Genomic DNA, 16,390 nt, shown 5'->3' on the forward strand with positions numbered 1-16,390 from the left:
ATTCGTCGTCACATCAACCTTGCAGATCTGGAATGTTATTCCAGTTTTGCAAGGATAATAATGCGAAACATTGTCCCTCATCTGGCGGAACTGATTGCCACGGGTGCTGGTGCGCGGATCAAATTTCGAGAGTTTCCGCCTATGTGGCTGCAATCGAAAAAAGCTTGAATGATCAACCATGCCACACAAGCATCACGCTGCCCGCCGTCATCACATCGGCAAGATGAAGTTCAAGTTGACGACTGGGTGGAATATGATGCGGGTCTGTGCCGACGTGGCAGTCTGCCCCTTTGGATGACGTCGGAGGCTGTTGACGGTTGCTCAGCACCACGTCGCAAGACAAGAGGTGGCCAGCCGCGTTATTCCGATCTCGCTATCGAGACGCCGTTGACGCTGGGCCTCGTGTTCGGAGTTCGGCTGCGGCAGACTGAAGGATTTTTGAGCTCCGTGCTTGCGCTGATGGGGTTGGATCTGCCAGCCCCCGACCACACAACACTAAGCCGTCGGGGAGAACCTGGAGCCCGCCCGCCAGACGTAGCAGGTGTCAGTCTCTGCCGGATGGTCTTTTGCCTCAAAACGCCACCTTGAAATCCCCCGGACTGAAGAGGCATCCGACGACCCCGAATATGTGCCGCGGTAGCCGATGCCGAGGTTGACGCGGTCGTTGAGGCGGTAGTCGGTGCCCAGTTCGATGCGCAGGGCATCGCGGGCAAGGGTTACGCCTTCAATGGCAAAGGGCGTGCCGCCGGCGAAGGCGACGTCAGACGAGCCCTGCCTGTCGCCGTAGAGGCGCTGCCAGCCGAGCATTGCACTGGCCTTGAGCTTGCCCTGGCCAAGATCGAAGTCCCTGGAGACGCGCAGGCCAGTGACGGTCAGGCCGAGATTGCGGTCCGCAACCGTACCGGAGAGCGCCGCCGAGCCGCCATTCTCGTCGAACGTGCTGCCGCTGACCGCCATGTAGGCAGCCGAGACGAAGGGCTTCAGCTCCATCTCGCTCACCGTTGCGCGGTAGCCGATTTCACCGAAGGCCTGTGCGGTTCGCGTCCGGTAGGAACTGGTTAAGCTGTCTGTAAAGCCGCCGAAGTCCGGGGAGCGGACGGTGTTCAGCGACGACCAGCTGTGCGCGGCGCCGATGCTGAGGTCGATGGCGTCGAACGACGTCGAAGCATAGGCAGCGATGTCGTAGTGATTGGAACTCAGGCTTGAATTCCTCTCGTCAACATCGCCGTTACTATGGCCCGTGCCCACGGCCAGGCCGACGCGGCTGACCTCACCGACCGGCATGTCCATGCCAAACAGCACATTGGCCATATCCCAATCGAAGGTCCCGACCCCGTTGCCGTCGACCGAACCTCCGCCGCCGTAGGCGGACGTCCAGAACGTCGCGCGTTCATCAACCGTATCGGCCTCGAAGCCGTTGCGGATGCGTTCGCCGACCGTATCCTGCAGCGCTGTCGCACGCGTCACCTGCAAGGCCGTGCCGCTGGCATGTATTTCGCCCGACATCTGGCCAAGGGCGCTGGAGAGCGCGCCGGCGCCTGTCGAGTACAACCCGGCAAACAACGGGTTGGTGCGGGTACCGGCCGTTGGCCGAAGCGCGTCGAGGGCTGAACCGACCGCATCCTGATTGTCCGTCGTCTCGAGATCGTTTGCAGAGAGGTTACCATAGGCGACCGGGGTGACGGCCAGCGACACCCCGGTCTGGCTGTAGACCGTATCGAAACGCGTAGCCCGTTCCAGTCCGGCGCCTGGTTGCGTCAATCGGTCGAAGCTCCCGCTTAAGCCGGCGCTTGACCCTATGATGTTGAACTGCGTGCCGAGCGGCGCAACATAGATGTTCGTCGCATTGCCAGTGATCCTGCGTGTTGCTGCGACTAACGTGCCGTCCACATGAATTCGACCGGAGGTGCCGGTCGTCACGAGGCGCGCATAGTTGCCCGCGCCTGTGCCGGTTCCGTCAATGTCGAACTGCGCGGTGGATGTCGACGTCAGGAAGACTGGGCCAGCGACGGTCAAGGTTCCGGCGGAATTGCCGGGCGCGATACGGCCAGCGACGCTGAGCGGGGCATTGATCAGGCCGGTACCGCGCAGCGTGCCGTTTTCGCCGACGACAACGAAAGCGCCAAGACTGCCATTGACCGACAGGCCGCCGCCATTGACGAGCGTGCCGCCGGCATAGGTGTTTGCGCCGGTCATCGTCAGCATGCCGGCGCCGGTTTTGGTCAGCGATCCCGCACCATTTATGTCATTGCCGAAGGTCGCGTCATAACCCTGCGTATCGATGGCGACATCCGACACGAAGGTGGCGTAGCCTCGAACGGCCTTGCGGGCATTGACCATACCCCAGCCATATATTTCACGATCGCCCATGGCGGTCGCCGTGGTCAGGAGCGTCTGCTGCAGGTCCTTGGCAGTGAAGAAGGGAAAGGCTTCCTTGACCAGGGCGGCGACACCCGACACCACGGGCGATGCCATCGATGTCCCATCCTCGAGACCGTAGTCTGGATCGGACGGTGTGCCTTTTCCAAGTGGCATGGTCGAATAGATGTCGACTCCCGGCGCGACCAGGCACCATTCGGCCGCAACGCCGCATCGATTGCTGAAGTCTGCGATGTTGCCATCGTCGTCCACGGCGCCGACGGTGATCCAATTGTCGCGCAGTTCCGGGATCCAGTAGGGCATTCCGCCGAGCGCATCCGGAGAAGGCTGACCTTCGTTACCGGTCGCAAACACCATGAGTACGTCTTTTTCCGCCGTGTATTTCATTGCTGCGATGGTGTCCGGCATCGTCTGTTCGAAATAGCCGGCATCGTAGTCGGTCACGTTGCAGGGCGGTGTCGTATTAATGGAACAGTCGTTGATGCCAAGGCTGTTGTTGACGATCGACACGCCCGAATCCGCGAGGTAGCGCCAGGATTCGGCGAAGACTGCGTCGGCGTTTGTCGCGCTTTGATTGAGGACGACCGGCAGGATTTCGGCGTCGAAGGCCACGCCGTGCATCCCTGTACCGTCGCGAGAGGCGGCGATAATACCGGATACATGGGTGCCGTGCGTGTCCGTGTCGAAATCGGCTTCGCGATCTATGGGGATATCATTTGTAAAGTCGTATCCTTCAAGCACCCGATCCTTGAATTCCGGGTGCCTTGCATCGATGCCGCTGTCGAGTACGCCGACGGCAACCCCTTTGCCGGTATAACCCAGAGCATACGCCTCGGCGGCATTAACTGCGCCCAGCTGCCAGCCAGCCCGGTACTCGCTCGTCCCCCATTCGGACGGGCTTTGGGCATTGCTGGTGTTCGGCACGAGAACGGCAAGACCGAGTGCCAGACCCGAAATCGTCGATTGTCTGATTTTTTCTTGCCCAAAATTGACCCTCCCACCGTTCACTGGAAATTGCCTTCCACGCACTTATCTCAAGTCTCGATAATCGTGATGAGCTTAAAATCTCATCTCTGGTATAGCCGTCCCATCGTTGTCAAACGGCTTTAAATTTGGGAGAGATACATGGCTGAGTCCGGCGAACCGGTTCTGCTGAGCCAGCGTTTTGATTCAGCGGGCATGAATTCGGCGGAAGCATTTCGCGGATGGCAGCAGGCAGTGGCTCCGGTGTTTGACATCGAGCCAATCGACGCTCACGGACCGTTCGCAGCTACTTACGACACCTATCATCTTGGCGACATTCTCGTCGGTATCGGCAGTTTCGATGCGACGGCCTTCACCCGCAGCCGACAAAAGGCTCTGTCGGACGGCATCGATCACGTGATGGTTCAGGTGTACACGGCCGGTGGCTATACGGGCATGCTGGACGATCGCCAGATCACCGTCCGGCGCGGCGATCTGGTCACGCTCGATATGGCTCGAGAGACAAGAACGGCCTCCGTCGCATCGACCAATATTACGGTCATGATTCCGCGCGATCTGTTGAAAGTTCGCGAGCTTCCACATGGGCATATGTCGCAGGGACCAAAAGGCTCCGTCCTCGGAGGGCTCATGGTCGACTTTCTTTCCTCGCTCAAGGACCGGCTTCCAACCATGCCGCGCTCGGTCGGTGCTGCCGCAGCGAATGCCACTTTGGCCTTGTATCATGCAGCGCTCGAGCCGATGGATGAGATGGGCGATACAGCGCCCCAGCCATTCCGGGACGCACAGTTTCAGCGCGCACGTCGCCTGATAGAGACACGGCTTGGCGACAGCAGGCTGGATGCTGAAACGCTCGCCCCGGCACTCGGCCTTTCGCGCTCGACGCTTTATCGCCTGTTCGAGCCTTATCGCGGCGTGGCGAGTTTCGTGCTCGATCGCCGTCTCGCCCATGCGCGGAAAGCCCTGTGCGATCCCCAGGATACGCGTCATATCGGGGTCATCGCCGGGATTTCGGCTTCGCCGACCCCTCTCATTTTAGCCGAGCATTTCGGCGCCGATTTGGAATAACGCCTATCGAGCAGAGGCGGCAGGGCCGCAATGCGCCCGCAAATAAAGACATGGGAGATGCCTTTGATCTGCGGCCCTGGATTAAGGACCTCTCCTGACGGACGTGAATATTCAACCCGACTATCGAAGCCCCCCAGTCGCTTCCGACTTGCCGTTGCTGAAACGATCTGCGAAGTGGACGTTATACACTGCAGGAGGATCTCGATGAGCGAAGCATTCGGCTTTATGTTCGCCTTTTATGGTTTGCTCCTTGGTCTGGCGGTTGCCGAAATCGCATCCGGCTTCTCGCGCGCTTACGACGAGCGGCACAAGCGGCGTCTGGGCATCATCGCACCCTCTTCGGCGCGCTGCTGCTCATCGATCTGATCACCTTTTGGATGAACGCGTGGGCCTACCGAAACCTGCCCGACATCAGCTATCTGCTCGCGCTGGTCGTCGCCCTTGTCGCCCTGCTGTACTACTTCGCCGCGACACAGGTGTTTCCCAAGGCCGCCGAAAAAGACACGCTGGACCACCACATAATGGAAAACAGGCGTGTCGTAATCTTTTGTGTACTCGCCAGCAACGTGCTCACACAGATTCCGAACGCAATCTCCGCTTTTTCGACGCCGTGGCCAATGTCGGAGGTCGTGCCTTGGGCCGGCCTCAACTTCATTTATTACATGCTTCTCGGGGTCGCGGCTTTGGCGAAAAGCAAGGCGACCGTCGGCGGTGCGGTCGGTCTTGCAATCCTGTTCGTGACCGGAGTGACGTTGATTTTCGCCTGAGTGTCTAGGTGAGATCAGTAACGGATTACGCGAGAATCGTGCTGGGAACAGGTTCAGTCTCCAAAGGTTCGTTTGGATGCACGGTGGTAGGGACGTCGTGCGTGCCGGTCAAACTGCTCCGGCATTGCTGATGGTTGTCCCGGAGTTTTGCCGATGATTGCAATGCAGCCATCGCTCGCGTCTTTTGACCACGGATGTACAGAATCGAACGGCCTACCGTTGGACAGGAAGGTTGGTGGGCTTGTCGCAGATTATCGGGCTTAACCGTGTGTTGACCATAGGCATGGAGTTTGAGGCTCCGAAAGTTGCCGAGGGAGCCCATGATTCTGAATTCTATTGCCGAGAAGCTGAAGCGCTAGTCGAAGGATGATTTCAAAGGCAGGCATTTCGCGCCATAGCTGATTGTACAGGCGGTTGCCTGGTAGCTTCGCTACCCGCTCGGCTATCGGGACTTGGAAGAGATGTTCCGCTGGCGGCGCTTCACGGTCGATCATAGCACCGGCAACCGCTAGGGATAATCGCGCGCTCCGAAAATGTTTGCGACAGGCCATTTCCAATCCCGTGCAACGCTTGCGCGGAGACTGCGAACATGCCGGAATTTGGCCGTAAACCGAGACCGTTTCGACCACATTTGGTTAAAAAGTTGTTTACGGGACTACGCTAGAAACAGGTCTGAACGTCGCTGAATTGTCTCTGAACACTTCACTCAGCAGGCATTCAGCAACACTTGAATAAAATGGACGCCGAACGAGGAAAACCTCGTTGGCCGTATCGAGGAAAAATCCATGAAAGCTCTTGCCGTTCTGCTCTCCACTGTCTTCATGAGTTCGGTCACCTATGCCGATGATATCTCCCTCGGAATTCCCGGCTATGGTGGCAGTGGTTGCCCCTCGAACAGCGTTTCCGCTACGCTCAGCCCCGATGCCAAGGCACTCAGCTTGCTGTTCGACGAGTATATCGTCCAGGCCGGCGGCGAGACGGGCAAGTCCTTCGACCGCAAGACCTGCAATGTCGCTATTCCCGTGCACGTTCCGCAAGGTCGTAGCGTCTCGGTGCTTGCCGTCGATTATCGAGGCTTCAATCAGCCGCCGCGCGGCGCCCGTTCGCAGTTCAATGTCGAGTATTTCTTTGCCGGCGCCCGCGGCCGACATTCATACAGAGCTTTACCGGTCCGAAGGAAAAGGACTACTTGATCTCCAACAAGCTGGTCGCCGACGCGCTCGTCTGGTCGCCATGCGGCACCGACGTCAACCTGCGCACGAATTCCAGCATCCGGGTCAACACCACGCGCGGTCAGGAGGCCATGGCGACGGTCGATACCCAGGACGTCAGGGCAGCCATTGTCTATCGCCTGCAGTGGCGCACCTGCCGGTAATTCTACACGAAAATGCAGGCGGCACTGCCCGCCGCCTGCAGCCTTGAGGAGAGTGTCTTGCGTATTCCTTTTCCCCTTGCCGCCGGTCTTGTCCTGACCGTCTTTCCGATTGGCCTGTCACCTGCACAGGCAGCCGATAGCTGTGCGCCTGGGACGTCGAGCACGGTAACGTCTCCGGATGGCAATGCAACCAGCGTTCTCTTCGACGATTTCTCTGCCGCCGGCGGCGGCACGGCGGGCATCGCACGCGGAACAACGACCTGCAATCTCAACATCGCCGTGACACAGCCTGAAGGCTACAGCGTATTCGAGGTCGATTATCGTGGTTTTGCGACTGTTGAAGACGGGCAGACAGCGACAATTACCAGCGGCAAGCCGGGCGAACAGAAAACCATCCGTACGAGCATCGACGGTCCTGCACAAGAGGACGTCCAGACCGGGGAAAAGATCGGCAGCTTCGGGTCGGACACGGTACAACTCGGCGTCACGATTATCGCCGAAGGGCCGGTCAACGAGACGGATTTTGCCGCCGGCCTCTTCCTCGACACCATTGACTTCGCGCGCATTGGCTTCACTACGGCAGATTCTGTAACGAACTCGCTTGATCAACTGGCCGACCAGAGACAGGCCGCCGCGATCGACCTCATGGACACAGCACAATTGATGCTGGGCGGTTACCAGAGCATTCAGGGCGAAACCAGCCTGGCTCTGTTTGGCAGTTCGAATGCGCCCGCTGCCGGCTTCAATGGGCGCTGGGAGGCTGGCAACGGCTTCAGCCTACTCGGAGGCGCCGCGCTCGCAGGCTCCGGCAACACGAATGTCGAGCGCGACAGCGCGCTGCTGATGGCCGGCGCCGTCCGCTATCTTTCTCCCGACAGCGGTTCTCCGCTGCGTGCCTTTGGCGAGATCGGCGCCTGGGGTTCGCCCGACATGTCGATCAGCTTCAGCCGCTCCTATTTCGACACGGGCCGAATGGTGTCTTCAATCGGCACGGACGAGGGCACGCTGTTTAGCACCTATGGCCGCATCGGTGCCATTTACGCGACTGACAATGCCAACGAACTGGCCGTGTCGGCCCGTTATACACGCAGCTGGCTTGATCTCGACGGCTATAGCGAGGCGGCCTCGAATGCCAATCTGTTTGCGGCGACCGTGGCCGGGCAGCGCACAATCACGGACACGGTGGCGGCCGAGATCGGTTGGACGCACGATACCGGCGGCAAGCTGGATTATACGCTGTCGGCGGCCCTCGGTCGCACATTTGGCACAAGCGCTGGCGCCCGTGCCGACATCGCCTGGGTCGGTTCAATCGAAGGCCGCTCGCAGGACCGTGACTTCGCCGCGATAGGCGGACGGCTCGGATGGAAATTCGATGAACGCTGGAAAGTCGACGCTACGCTCTCGGCTACATTTCGCGAGGGCGACAAGCCGAAACTGGGTATCGGGGGCCAGTTGAAGGCCTCCTTCTGAGGAGCGGGCCCTATCACTTCGAGGGTGCAGAGGGTTCGGCACATGCTAGCACTCTGCCCCTGCGAAAGCCGTCCCAACCCTTAGCAGTTTGTACGTTCACAATGGACAGTTCCCTCGGCAGAAATATGAACACGCGCCATCGATACGATAATTTCCAACTTGATCATGTCTTGTCTCCATTACCCGCGCAGCGATCAAGGCAAAGGACGATCCATGCGTTCAGGGACTGGTTGCTGGCCTCGGCCATTTCAGCCGAGCGGTTCCAAACAATGTCAGGAAGTCGGAGGGTGAACGTGGTATCACCGTCCGATCCCCGACGGAGGCGATCGATGCCACGAATCCGCACGGCGCATTTCTGTTCAACCTGTTCGCCTCGCTCTCCGAACACGAGAGAGTGCTGATCACCGAGCGGGTCAATGCGCCTGGCGGTGGCTCATAGCTGCTTCACATGCTGTGTAGCCACATGATGGGCGAGAACAAGCTCGCTTCGGCAGCGCTACAGACGACATCGTGGACTGCGCGCCTCAGTCGCGGACGTATTCATAGTTGCGCTTGTTTTGAGATCCTCGTCGCATAGAGCCTCACATGAAGTGCTAACCAAGAAAGAAACGGCCGCATTCTTACGTCTAAATGCCAAACGACACCATGTCATCTTCACTCATGGGGGATGGCTTGCTTGTCGTTTTGAGAAGATTTGGCGTCGCTCCGCGTGACCACATGATCGCGCGGAGCCCGCTCCGAAAACATGTCGAACTGTTCTGCGCAAAAGGGCCGACGAGCGACCTGCTGTTTGATAGCATTATGGCGTCCCAAAGCGGCGGTTCCGGAAAGACGTCGTCGAGAAAATCTAGATGCCGCACTAGTGGATCGCTGGGGTACAGCTACCCATTGTCTCGAAAGCAGGGTCTCACGAGGGACTTATTAGCTCGATAGCCAAGGTTCCAGCATCACCTCAGATTTAGCCCGATCGGGGCCACATTGCGCCGCTGCTGACGTCCCGCCCTGGTGTTACGGTCGGACTCGATTCGTTTAACCTAAGTCATGAACTGCAACAATTGCTCCGCATCTGCAAGAGCCTGCTCCCGTGTCGGGAACTTTCGGCTAGGCCAGCTACGTGATTCCCGTAGATACAGCACGTATACCCAAGATCCGCTCCAAGTCTCGCGCACCTCAATACCGTGCTCAAAAGCGATGTTTTTGAGCTTTATCATCGGAAATGCCTCCGCAGCGAACTCTGCGACGCCCTCGATGACTTAGCAACTGAAACCCGTCAAAACCTATTGTTAACCTTACCGCAGATCCAGCTTAAGGCTCGTTGACAGACGTCAGGTTTGTGCAAGCTTTTGGATTGAGTTTCGTCCTGTTGGACAGGAGGTCTTGATGCTGCGGTTCTTCGGGAATATCGATGGAAACGTCTGAAGGGTTTGCTGCCGGCAAGGTCAGTGATCCCGGACGTTGCGCCTACGACTATCGTCTCATTCTTGAGGCAATCCTCTGGAAGGTCCGCGTCGGTGCGCCATGGCGTGATCTGCCTGATGAATTCGGTCCTTGGAACTCCCTTTTCCAGCGCTTTCGCCGATGGGCAAAGAAAGGCGTGTTTGAGCGGATTTTCAATGTCTTGACAGGCGAGCGGGATTTCGAATTCGCGATGGTCGACGGCACGATCATCCGCGTTCATCAGCACGGCATGGGGGCAAAATGGGGGTCTTACCGTCAAGCCGTCGGCCGCTCGCGCGGCGGCTTGACGACAAAGATCGTCGCCCTCGTCGATACGCTCGGAAATCTTGCCCGCTTCGTCCTGCTTCCGGACAGCGGCACGACAGTACAGCGGCACTCGACCTGATCGAAGGCATCGACATGGAGGCGCTGCTGGCCGACAAGGGGTTCGACAACAACCGTCCGCGTCAAAATACTCTGTGAAACGCAAACACAGGCCGTCATCCCGCCGAGAGCGGATCGCAAAGACCTCATCCCTTGTGATTTCGCCATGTATCGCTGGCGGCATCTCGTCGAGAACGTCTTCTGCGATCTCAAACACTTCAGAGGCATAGCAACGCGTTACGACAAGACTGATGAAAGCTTCGCCGCATTCATCTTCCTTCGTGCGATCCAGCTCGCAATCAAATGAATGTCAACGGGCCTTAGTCAAGAGGCGACAATGAGAAGCGACAAATTCCTGTGCTGACAGCAAGGCTATAAGAGCAGCGATCATGACCGACGCGCTCATTCTCTGTGAACGATCGAAGTAATCTTCCAGCCCGATCGAGGACTGTGTTTCAGGCAATGCAACAACATTCGACGACATCATCATAAGCTTGAAGGTATGATTCGATAGCCAGTTGTTGCACATAAGTTACTAGCAGTTCTCGAGGGGTCCATTTTGGCGAGCGCTGCGGCAAGAGCATCAGGGTAATGTTATCTGGCACTTTCAGTTTCGGCCTCACGTGCCATCTTCCAGGCCTCGATAGGCGCTGAGACCGCGCGGATCATTGCGCTTGCCTCGCTACAGGTGTGCCACCAACAAGCTCTACCCTGGTTACCAGGCCATGCAGGGGTAGTTTTCCGCTCCAGACGATCCGTGGTGCTGGCAGCTTGGTTCCAAAACTGCCGGAAAACCAGCCGCCGCTACCAGGGGGCCCACCAAGGAGACTTCTAACCTCCCCCATGTGTGAGAACGATAGCTGTGCAAGCAATTGCCGGTCATAATAGATGTTCGCCCTTCGGGTCTCAATCTCCACAACCGCGCCGGGCGCCAGCTGGAAACAGACCTCCGCCATCTGATCATTGTCGCCTACTAAAGCATCGGCGATTGAAAAACCGCAAGGATCGGCCGTTACGGTCCTGCGATGAAGACACCCGAATCGCTTTTGGTATCCGTCGTGGGAGGCGACGATACGCCAATTTCGGCCTTCCTCGATTAGCTCCAAAGTGGCTGCCGCTTTGTGTGACCAGTTGAACGCACCCGACATGATACTTTGGTCGGAGCCGGCAAGTGCAAGCGTGTTATGAGCACGGGTGCTGCGGAACCAGTCCCGCCATGCTCCCCCGGAATGGTACAGATATGTGCCAGGGTCAATAAACAGCGGTTTCCCGTCCACGGTGACTACCAGAGAGAGGGCATCCGCATGGCCATGCGCCGCGATGGAGAGATAGCCTAACGGCGCGTGATCCATAATGATATGAACATCGTGCCCCTCCCTGGCCTCTCGTATGACCGTGTAGCCGCCGTCCGCAAAGGTCTTGAGGCCATAGGGGAGCGGAGCACCGGTAACAGGCGCTTGCAGCAGAGCATCGCGTAGTTCGGCTTGAGGGGGTCTCGGTCCTTGCATAGGTGCGCGGACGTAGCCGGAGATCGCGGACGAAACGGAACTTGGATAGGCCACCTCGTGTCCCCCGGAAGTCAGGACGCGCCCTTCGTCATCGTCGCAGATCCCCGGGACTCTGCCCTCGGCATCGGACAGCCAAGCGACGAACTCTGAAAAAGGGAAAGCCGTGCGGCAATAACAGCCGGAAGCGGCCGGCCCGTGGCGTCGGCGGCAAAACAACAGAGAAGCAGGAACTCGGCCGTGAAGGCACCATAGCTCGGCGACTGCTCAGATCCTACGCCGTCGGCGAGGATTTGCTTGCAAGCCTCCTCGGTGAGGATCCTACGGCTTTGGGCGTGGAGCCGGCTGGAGCGCGGCAGCTCCGGCATCGCGAGCGAGATCAGGAATAGACCGGCCGCTTCGGCGACGAGATGGTTGTTGGCCGAGGAAAATCGCGACGGGTACCGAGCCATCCAGACCTGATGGGCATGCAGGATCGTCCGGATTTTTTCAATTGTTGCTGCGGAAAGCGCTTCGCCGCACAGACTCATGACAATGAGGAGGCTGATACTCCGTAGGCTAAGCTCGATACCACTGTTCCAGCAAATTCCGCGGAACGGTGGATTTCCCTCGTACCAGCTGGAGACTGCCGCTTCGATGGCTGCGATCGCCGCAAGGTTCCCAGTCAATGCCGCGTCAGCAGCAAGCGGCTGCAGGAATTGCAGTCGGTTAAATTCCCAGACGTATTTAATATCGCCCAGCGCGCGCTCGTGGCGATACGCAATGTCGAAGCAATAGGCCCCGCTGCCTGGCCAAAAACCGCCAGTAATTGGATCAAGCTGCCATATATCGGAAGGAAAGAGGTTACTGCTATCCCGGGGCGGCCAGTCGGTTCCAAGCGCGCCGTAGCGCCCCTGGAGCACGTGGCTGCTTGCCGCAATAATGGCCTTCTTAATAGGTTCGGGTGCGGCTGCGAGATTGTCTGCCAGCTTCGATAGCCGGGGAGAGGACCGGTGGTTCGATAGCGCTCCCAACCCTCTAGGCGCCCCCGCGCGGTTATCTTCTTTGCTTTTTCAGCACACCGGTGGATGACCTCGGCGGGCCCCATTGCGCGTAGCCGGTTGATATACCAAGTCAGGGTCATTGTTCGTTCCGAAGGTTCGGTGAGATACCGATCGGCCAGTGACGCGGTCGCCTACGGCTGAACGTTCTTGTAGGCAGCGATCAGGTTCGGCACCTCGTATGTCCAGGCCATCTGGGTCTCAACGCGCTCACGCCCGAAGGCACCCATGGTCGCGCGCAGGGCCGGATCAGCCAAGAGCTCGATTATCTTTTCCGCAAAATCGATAGGGTCGTTGGCTTTTGCATAAAGCGAGGCGGCGCCGGCGCTGAAACGACCCTCGGTGACGTCAAATTGAACGATAGGCTTGCCGATGGCCATATATTCGAGGATTTTGTTCATCGTCGACTTGTCGTTCATCGGATTTACCCGATCAGGGTTAACACAAATATCCGCCGTCGACAGAGCCTCGAACAGGAGGCCATCGGGCGCTCGCCCGGTGAAAGTCACATACTCGGTGAGCCCCATGTTCTTCGACAGCGCTTCAAGGGCAGGGAGACTGGAACCGCCGCCGACCAGAATGAACTGGATGTCCGTGCGACCGCGGTCAAAGACGAGATGCCGAACGGCATCGAGCAGGAGATCGATGCCCTCCTGATCTCCCATCACCCCGACATAGCCGACTAGAAAGTCGCGGCCGTTCCGGAGCTTCGGATTCGAAGGAACAATTCGGACGCGGGAAAGATCAGGTCCGCTGCGAACGACGAAGACGTCTTCCGGCTTCTTTCCACCGCGCTCCAGAGCTATCCTGCGGTAGCTTTCGTTCGTGGAAATGACCGTGTCTGCTGTTTTGAAAGTCAACCATTCAAAGGCGAGCATCAAATACCAGAAAAGGCCGCGCTTGTTGAACTTGGCCTCATAGAGTTCGGGATTGATGTCGTGGTGATCGAATACATAGCGCTTGCCGAACAGCTTGAATTGCCAGGCGACGAGGAAGATGAGGTCAGGCGGATTGCAGCCGTGCAGTGTATCGAAGCCATGGCGAAACAGCACCTTCCAAGAGAGCAGTGTCTCCCACATCAGGGCAGCCCCGTATTCCAGCAGATAGCCGAGTGCGCCGCTTGCGTTGAGCGGTAGGGGATGGCGATAGACGTGGATGCCATCGAGCAGTTCATAGCGTGCGGAATATCCTTTGCCAGTCGGGCAGATGATCGCCACCTCGGCTCCGGCGCTTCGCAGGGTCCGAGCTTCTTGCCAAACGCGCCGGTCGAAAGGCACCGGCAAATTCTCGACAATCATCAGGACACGGCGACCCGCAAGAGTACCGGCGATCCAATCGTTATCTTCAGTTTTGGTAATCCCTTTTTCGTGAACTGTCATATCCATCCGGTAAACCTCACGAAAGCGTGTTCAGGTTGACGATGTTGTCATTCTTGCTGAGGTCCAGCATGCGATAAGTGTCATTGGTGATAATGACACAATCCCAGCTTCTTCGCTCTGCAGCCTCCCTTGTCACGAGGAGCCGCGAAAGCGTGGGAATGCGGGTATAGGCATAGCCAAGGTTGGCCCCAATCAGCTTGTTTGCATCGATCGCCGGATCAAAAACGGAGAGGTCGTAGCGTTCTTGCAGAAGACGGCGGGCAAGGTCGATATTCGGGCTCTCACGCAGATCGTCCGTATGCGCCTTGAAGGCGAGGCCGACCAAGAGGATGGAGGCGCCAGGTGCAAGGTTCTGCGTTGCATATTCAAAGAGCCTGTACTTGTGAGCTTCGTTGGAACGCAGCAGCGCGTCGACCAAATGGGCATTGGCTCCACAGTCGGTCGCGATGTATTGCAACGCCCGCACGTCTTTAGGTAGGCATGAGCCGCCGAAGGCGCCGCCCGGGCGCATGTAATAAGGTGAGATGTTGAGCTTGGTATCGGAAACGAAGATTTCGTGCACACTCTTCGTATTCAGGCCCAATTGCATACAGATGCGGCCGATTTCATTTGCAAAGGTCACTTTCACGGCATGCCAGGTATTGTCGACGAACTTGGTGATCTCGGCTTCAGCAACCCGTACATAAAAGGTCGCTGCCTTCAGGTTCTGGTTGAGGAGATCCATCCGTGCGCTAGGCTCGCCATCGACAGTGCCGATGACGATTTTTGGCGGATCGAAAAAGTCCTGCACGGCTGAGGATTCCCGAAGAAACTCAGGATTGTAGATGAGTTCCACAATATCCTCAAAAGAGTCGCCGAGCTCGGCAGCGAGAATTGGCACGATCAGACCCTCGACTGTTCCAGGACGGATCGTCGAGCGGTAAACCATGGTCAAAGGCGACGTCCGTTCCCTGCCGATCGCTACGGCTATCTGACGGGTTACTTCGGCGATGAATGTCATATTGTGCGCGCCGTCAGGTGCACTTGGAGTGCCTACGCAAACGATCGCCATATCGCAGTCGTGGAGGCGATCACCCACTTCGGTGTAGGCGGAGATCCGACCAGCTGCCAGGCCCTCCCTCAACAGTTCATCGACTCCAGGTTCCGTAATCGGAGAGATTCCTCGGTTGATCTGGCTAACTTTTTCTCGCTGATGTCGAAGCCAATGACTTCGCGGCCCTCCTTTGCGAGGCAGCACATGGCCGTAAAGCCCACGTAACCCAGACCGAATATCGCCACCCTCATCCGACAATCCTTGATTCAATGCCCAAAAAATAAGTCGCCCATTTCCGATACGCCAAAAGCCACCAGCGATCGGATATCGACATCCAATGCCTGGACTATCTGGCACCGTGCCATTACATCTTAATTGGCAGGGGTTGAATTTCGGTTCAGATTTCGCAGCAAATGCTTCCATTGTCTCAATTGTTTTACCGCCACCTCGAATCCGCTGCGCCGGCTAGAGCAGCGCGTCGTAACGGTCGCCGACGATGTCTATACTGAAATCCGCTGCGCGCCTGCGAAGGAGGCTCGGGTCCTCGGGGCTTGCCAGCGTTTCTTCCATGGCCCGTGCAAGGGCAGCCGCGTCGCCAACGGGCACTAGTCGGCCAAAAGCGCTGTCGGCGAGGATTTCGCGCGGGCCATAGGGTGCATCAGTCGACACGACCGGAACTCCCGCCGCCATCGCCTCGATCAAGACATTTCCAAAGCCCTCTTTTAAGGACGACAGGACGAACAGGTCGGCGCAGGCATAGCAGGCGGCCGGATCATTGACATAGCCTGGAAAGAGCGTGCGATTGGAAACGCCCAAAGCTTGCGCATGGGCAATGAGGTTCTCCTTAAGTGCCCCCTCGCCGAAGATCACCAGCCGATATCCGCGGCTAAGGTCGAGCTTGGAAAAGGCGTCCAGTAGTGTCCGGTGGTCCTTGACCGGCGCAAGGCGACCGACGGTAATGATAACCTTGCCCTTGCCCATCGACTCGAGCGCCGTGGTCCAAGAATGGACGCTAGACGTCCTAATGTGAGTTGGCGGCAGCGGATTGTGGATGATTGCGATCTGCTCGTCTCGGAAACCACGGACGGCAAGATCGCGTCCGACGCCTGCGGATACCGCGATCGCCTTGGTTGCACGGCGCACCGCCAACCATGTCAGGAGCGGCACGAGTCGCTCTCCGAGCCGATCTCCGCGTAGGGAGGCGGGCGCATGATAACTCGGGAAGAAGGAGGCACTGCTTCCGCCTGCCATTAGGGCGAGCGCCATTATAATGTTGGCGAATTCAGGACCGGAAAAAACCGCGTCGGGCCGCTCGCGGCGTAGAAACGCCGCCGATTTCACCAATCCTCGTAACGTTCCAGTTTTGCCAAAGCCCTCTCCACGCAAAGGCAGCTCTAGGCTGACTAGCCTGACGCCAGAATTAAGCAACTCTGCATTTGGGCCCTGGGCGTTCCACACGAAAAGCGTAACGTCGTGGCCGCGCACCTGCATTTCGTTTGCCATCAAGACGAAGACGCGCTCCGCTCCGCCCCCTACGAGGCTAGGGATGTGAAATATGATCCGCCTCTTCAT

At 58.1% G+C, this 16,390-nt stretch carries 13 protein-coding genes and 5 pseudogenes; 11 read left to right on the top strand and 7 right to left on the bottom strand.

The genetic code is table 11. The features are described from left to right. Window positions 1-178: 178 nt before the first annotated feature. Window positions 179-518 (top strand): annotated as a pseudogene (locus tag P6U16_RS22890) (transposase); the annotation flags it as partial. Between the two features lie 130 nt (window positions 519-648). On the opposite strand, the pseudogene P6U16_RS22895 reads toward P6U16_RS22890, so the two are convergent. Further along, window positions 649-3,408 (bottom strand): annotated as a pseudogene (locus P6U16_RS22895) (S8 family serine peptidase); the annotation flags it as partial. Between the two features lie 150 nt (window positions 3,409-3,558). Here P6U16_RS22895 and P6U16_RS22900 point away from each other — a divergent pair. The 10 genes and pseudogenes from P6U16_RS22900 to P6U16_RS22945 form a co-directional block, all read left to right on the top strand. Beyond that, window positions 3,559-4,083 (top strand): annotated as a pseudogene (locus P6U16_RS22900) (hypothetical protein); the annotation flags it as partial. Window positions 4,084-4,325: 242 nt separating this feature from the next. Next, the gene (locus P6U16_RS22905) at window positions 4,326-4,526 is read left to right on the top strand and encodes an AraC family transcriptional regulator (RefSeq protein ID WP_277704605.1); all 201 of its coding nucleotides are present in this window, start codon (window positions 4,326-4,328) and stop codon (window positions 4,524-4,526) included. A gap of 106 nt (window positions 4,527-4,632) precedes the next feature. Beyond that, window positions 4,633-4,794, top strand: a complete 162-nt coding sequence (locus P6U16_RS22910; protein ID WP_277704606.1) for a hypothetical protein — start codon at window positions 4,633-4,635, stop codon at window positions 4,792-4,794. 11 nt (window positions 4,795-4,805) lie between these two features. Further along, entirely contained in the window at window positions 4,806-5,195 is a 390-nt protein-coding gene (locus tag P6U16_RS22915) for a hypothetical protein (RefSeq protein WP_277704607.1), read from the top strand. 320 nt (window positions 5,196-5,515) lie between these two features. Beyond that, window positions 5,516-5,704 (top strand): annotated as a pseudogene (locus tag P6U16_RS22920) (IS6 family transposase); the annotation flags it as partial. Between the two features lie 276 nt (window positions 5,705-5,980). Further along, window positions 5,981-6,388, top strand: coding sequence for a DUF4360 domain-containing protein (locus P6U16_RS22925; RefSeq protein WP_277704608.1), 408 nt, complete (start codon window positions 5,981-5,983; stop codon window positions 6,386-6,388). Then, window positions 6,385-6,570, top strand: a complete 186-nt coding sequence (locus P6U16_RS22930; RefSeq protein WP_277704609.1) for a DUF4360 domain-containing protein — start codon at window positions 6,385-6,387, stop codon at window positions 6,568-6,570. The genes P6U16_RS22925 and P6U16_RS22930 overlap by 4 nt, the downstream gene beginning before the upstream one ends. A gap of 57 nt (window positions 6,571-6,627) precedes the next feature. Then, window positions 6,628-8,040: a DUF4360 domain-containing protein gene (locus P6U16_RS22935; RefSeq protein WP_277704610.1), complete on the top strand. Its 1,413-nt coding sequence runs from the start codon at window positions 6,628-6,630 to the stop codon at window positions 8,038-8,040. Window positions 8,041-8,338: 298 nt separating this feature from the next. Continuing rightward, window positions 8,339-8,479 carry a recombinase family protein gene (locus P6U16_RS22940; protein WP_277704869.1) on the top strand — a complete coding sequence of 47 codons (141 nt, stop codon included), beginning with the start codon at window positions 8,339-8,341 and terminating at the stop codon, window positions 8,477-8,479. A gap of 976 nt (window positions 8,480-9,455) precedes the next feature. Beyond that, a pseudogene (locus P6U16_RS22945) lies at window positions 9,456-10,168 on the top strand (IS5 family transposase). Between the two features lie 358 nt (window positions 10,169-10,526). Here P6U16_RS22945 and P6U16_RS22950 read toward each other — a convergent pair. The 6 genes from P6U16_RS22950 to P6U16_RS22970 all read right to left on the bottom strand — a co-directional run bounded on the left by P6U16_RS22950 (window position 10,527) and on the right by P6U16_RS22970 (window position 16,390). Then, window positions 10,527-11,423 (bottom strand): heparinase II/III-family protein, encoded by an 897-nt coding sequence (locus tag P6U16_RS22950; RefSeq protein WP_277704611.1) that lies wholly within the window; start codon window positions 11,421-11,423, stop codon window positions 10,527-10,529. 17 nt (window positions 11,424-11,440) lie between these two features. Beyond that, window positions 11,441-12,268 (bottom strand): heparinase II/III family protein, encoded by an 828-nt coding sequence (locus P6U16_RS22955; protein WP_277704612.1) that lies wholly within the window; start codon window positions 12,266-12,268, stop codon window positions 11,441-11,443. Between the two features lie 272 nt (window positions 12,269-12,540). Continuing rightward, window positions 12,541-13,704 (bottom strand): glycosyltransferase family 4 protein, encoded by a 1,164-nt coding sequence (locus P6U16_RS22960; RefSeq protein ID WP_277704870.1) that lies wholly within the window; start codon window positions 13,702-13,704, stop codon window positions 12,541-12,543. Window positions 13,705-13,801: 97 nt separating this feature from the next. Then, window positions 13,802-14,956: a nucleotide sugar dehydrogenase gene (locus P6U16_RS22965; protein WP_349017760.1), complete on the bottom strand. Its 1,155-nt coding sequence runs from the start codon at window positions 14,954-14,956 to the stop codon at window positions 13,802-13,804. Further along, window positions 14,905-15,069: a hypothetical protein gene (locus P6U16_RS28485; protein WP_349017733.1), complete on the bottom strand. Its 165-nt coding sequence runs from the start codon at window positions 15,067-15,069 to the stop codon at window positions 14,905-14,907. The genes P6U16_RS22965 and P6U16_RS28485 overlap by 52 nt, the downstream gene beginning before the upstream one ends. A 214-nt stretch (window positions 15,070-15,283) precedes the next feature. Next, window positions 15,284-16,390 carry a glycosyltransferase gene (locus P6U16_RS22970; RefSeq protein ID WP_277704613.1) on the bottom strand — a complete coding sequence of 369 codons (1,107 nt, stop codon included), beginning with the start codon at window positions 16,388-16,390 and terminating at the stop codon, window positions 15,284-15,286.

This window comes from Rhizobium sp. 32-5/1, assembly GCF_029537235.1.
GTDB lineage: Bacteria > Pseudomonadota > Alphaproteobacteria > Rhizobiales > Rhizobiaceae > Pararhizobium.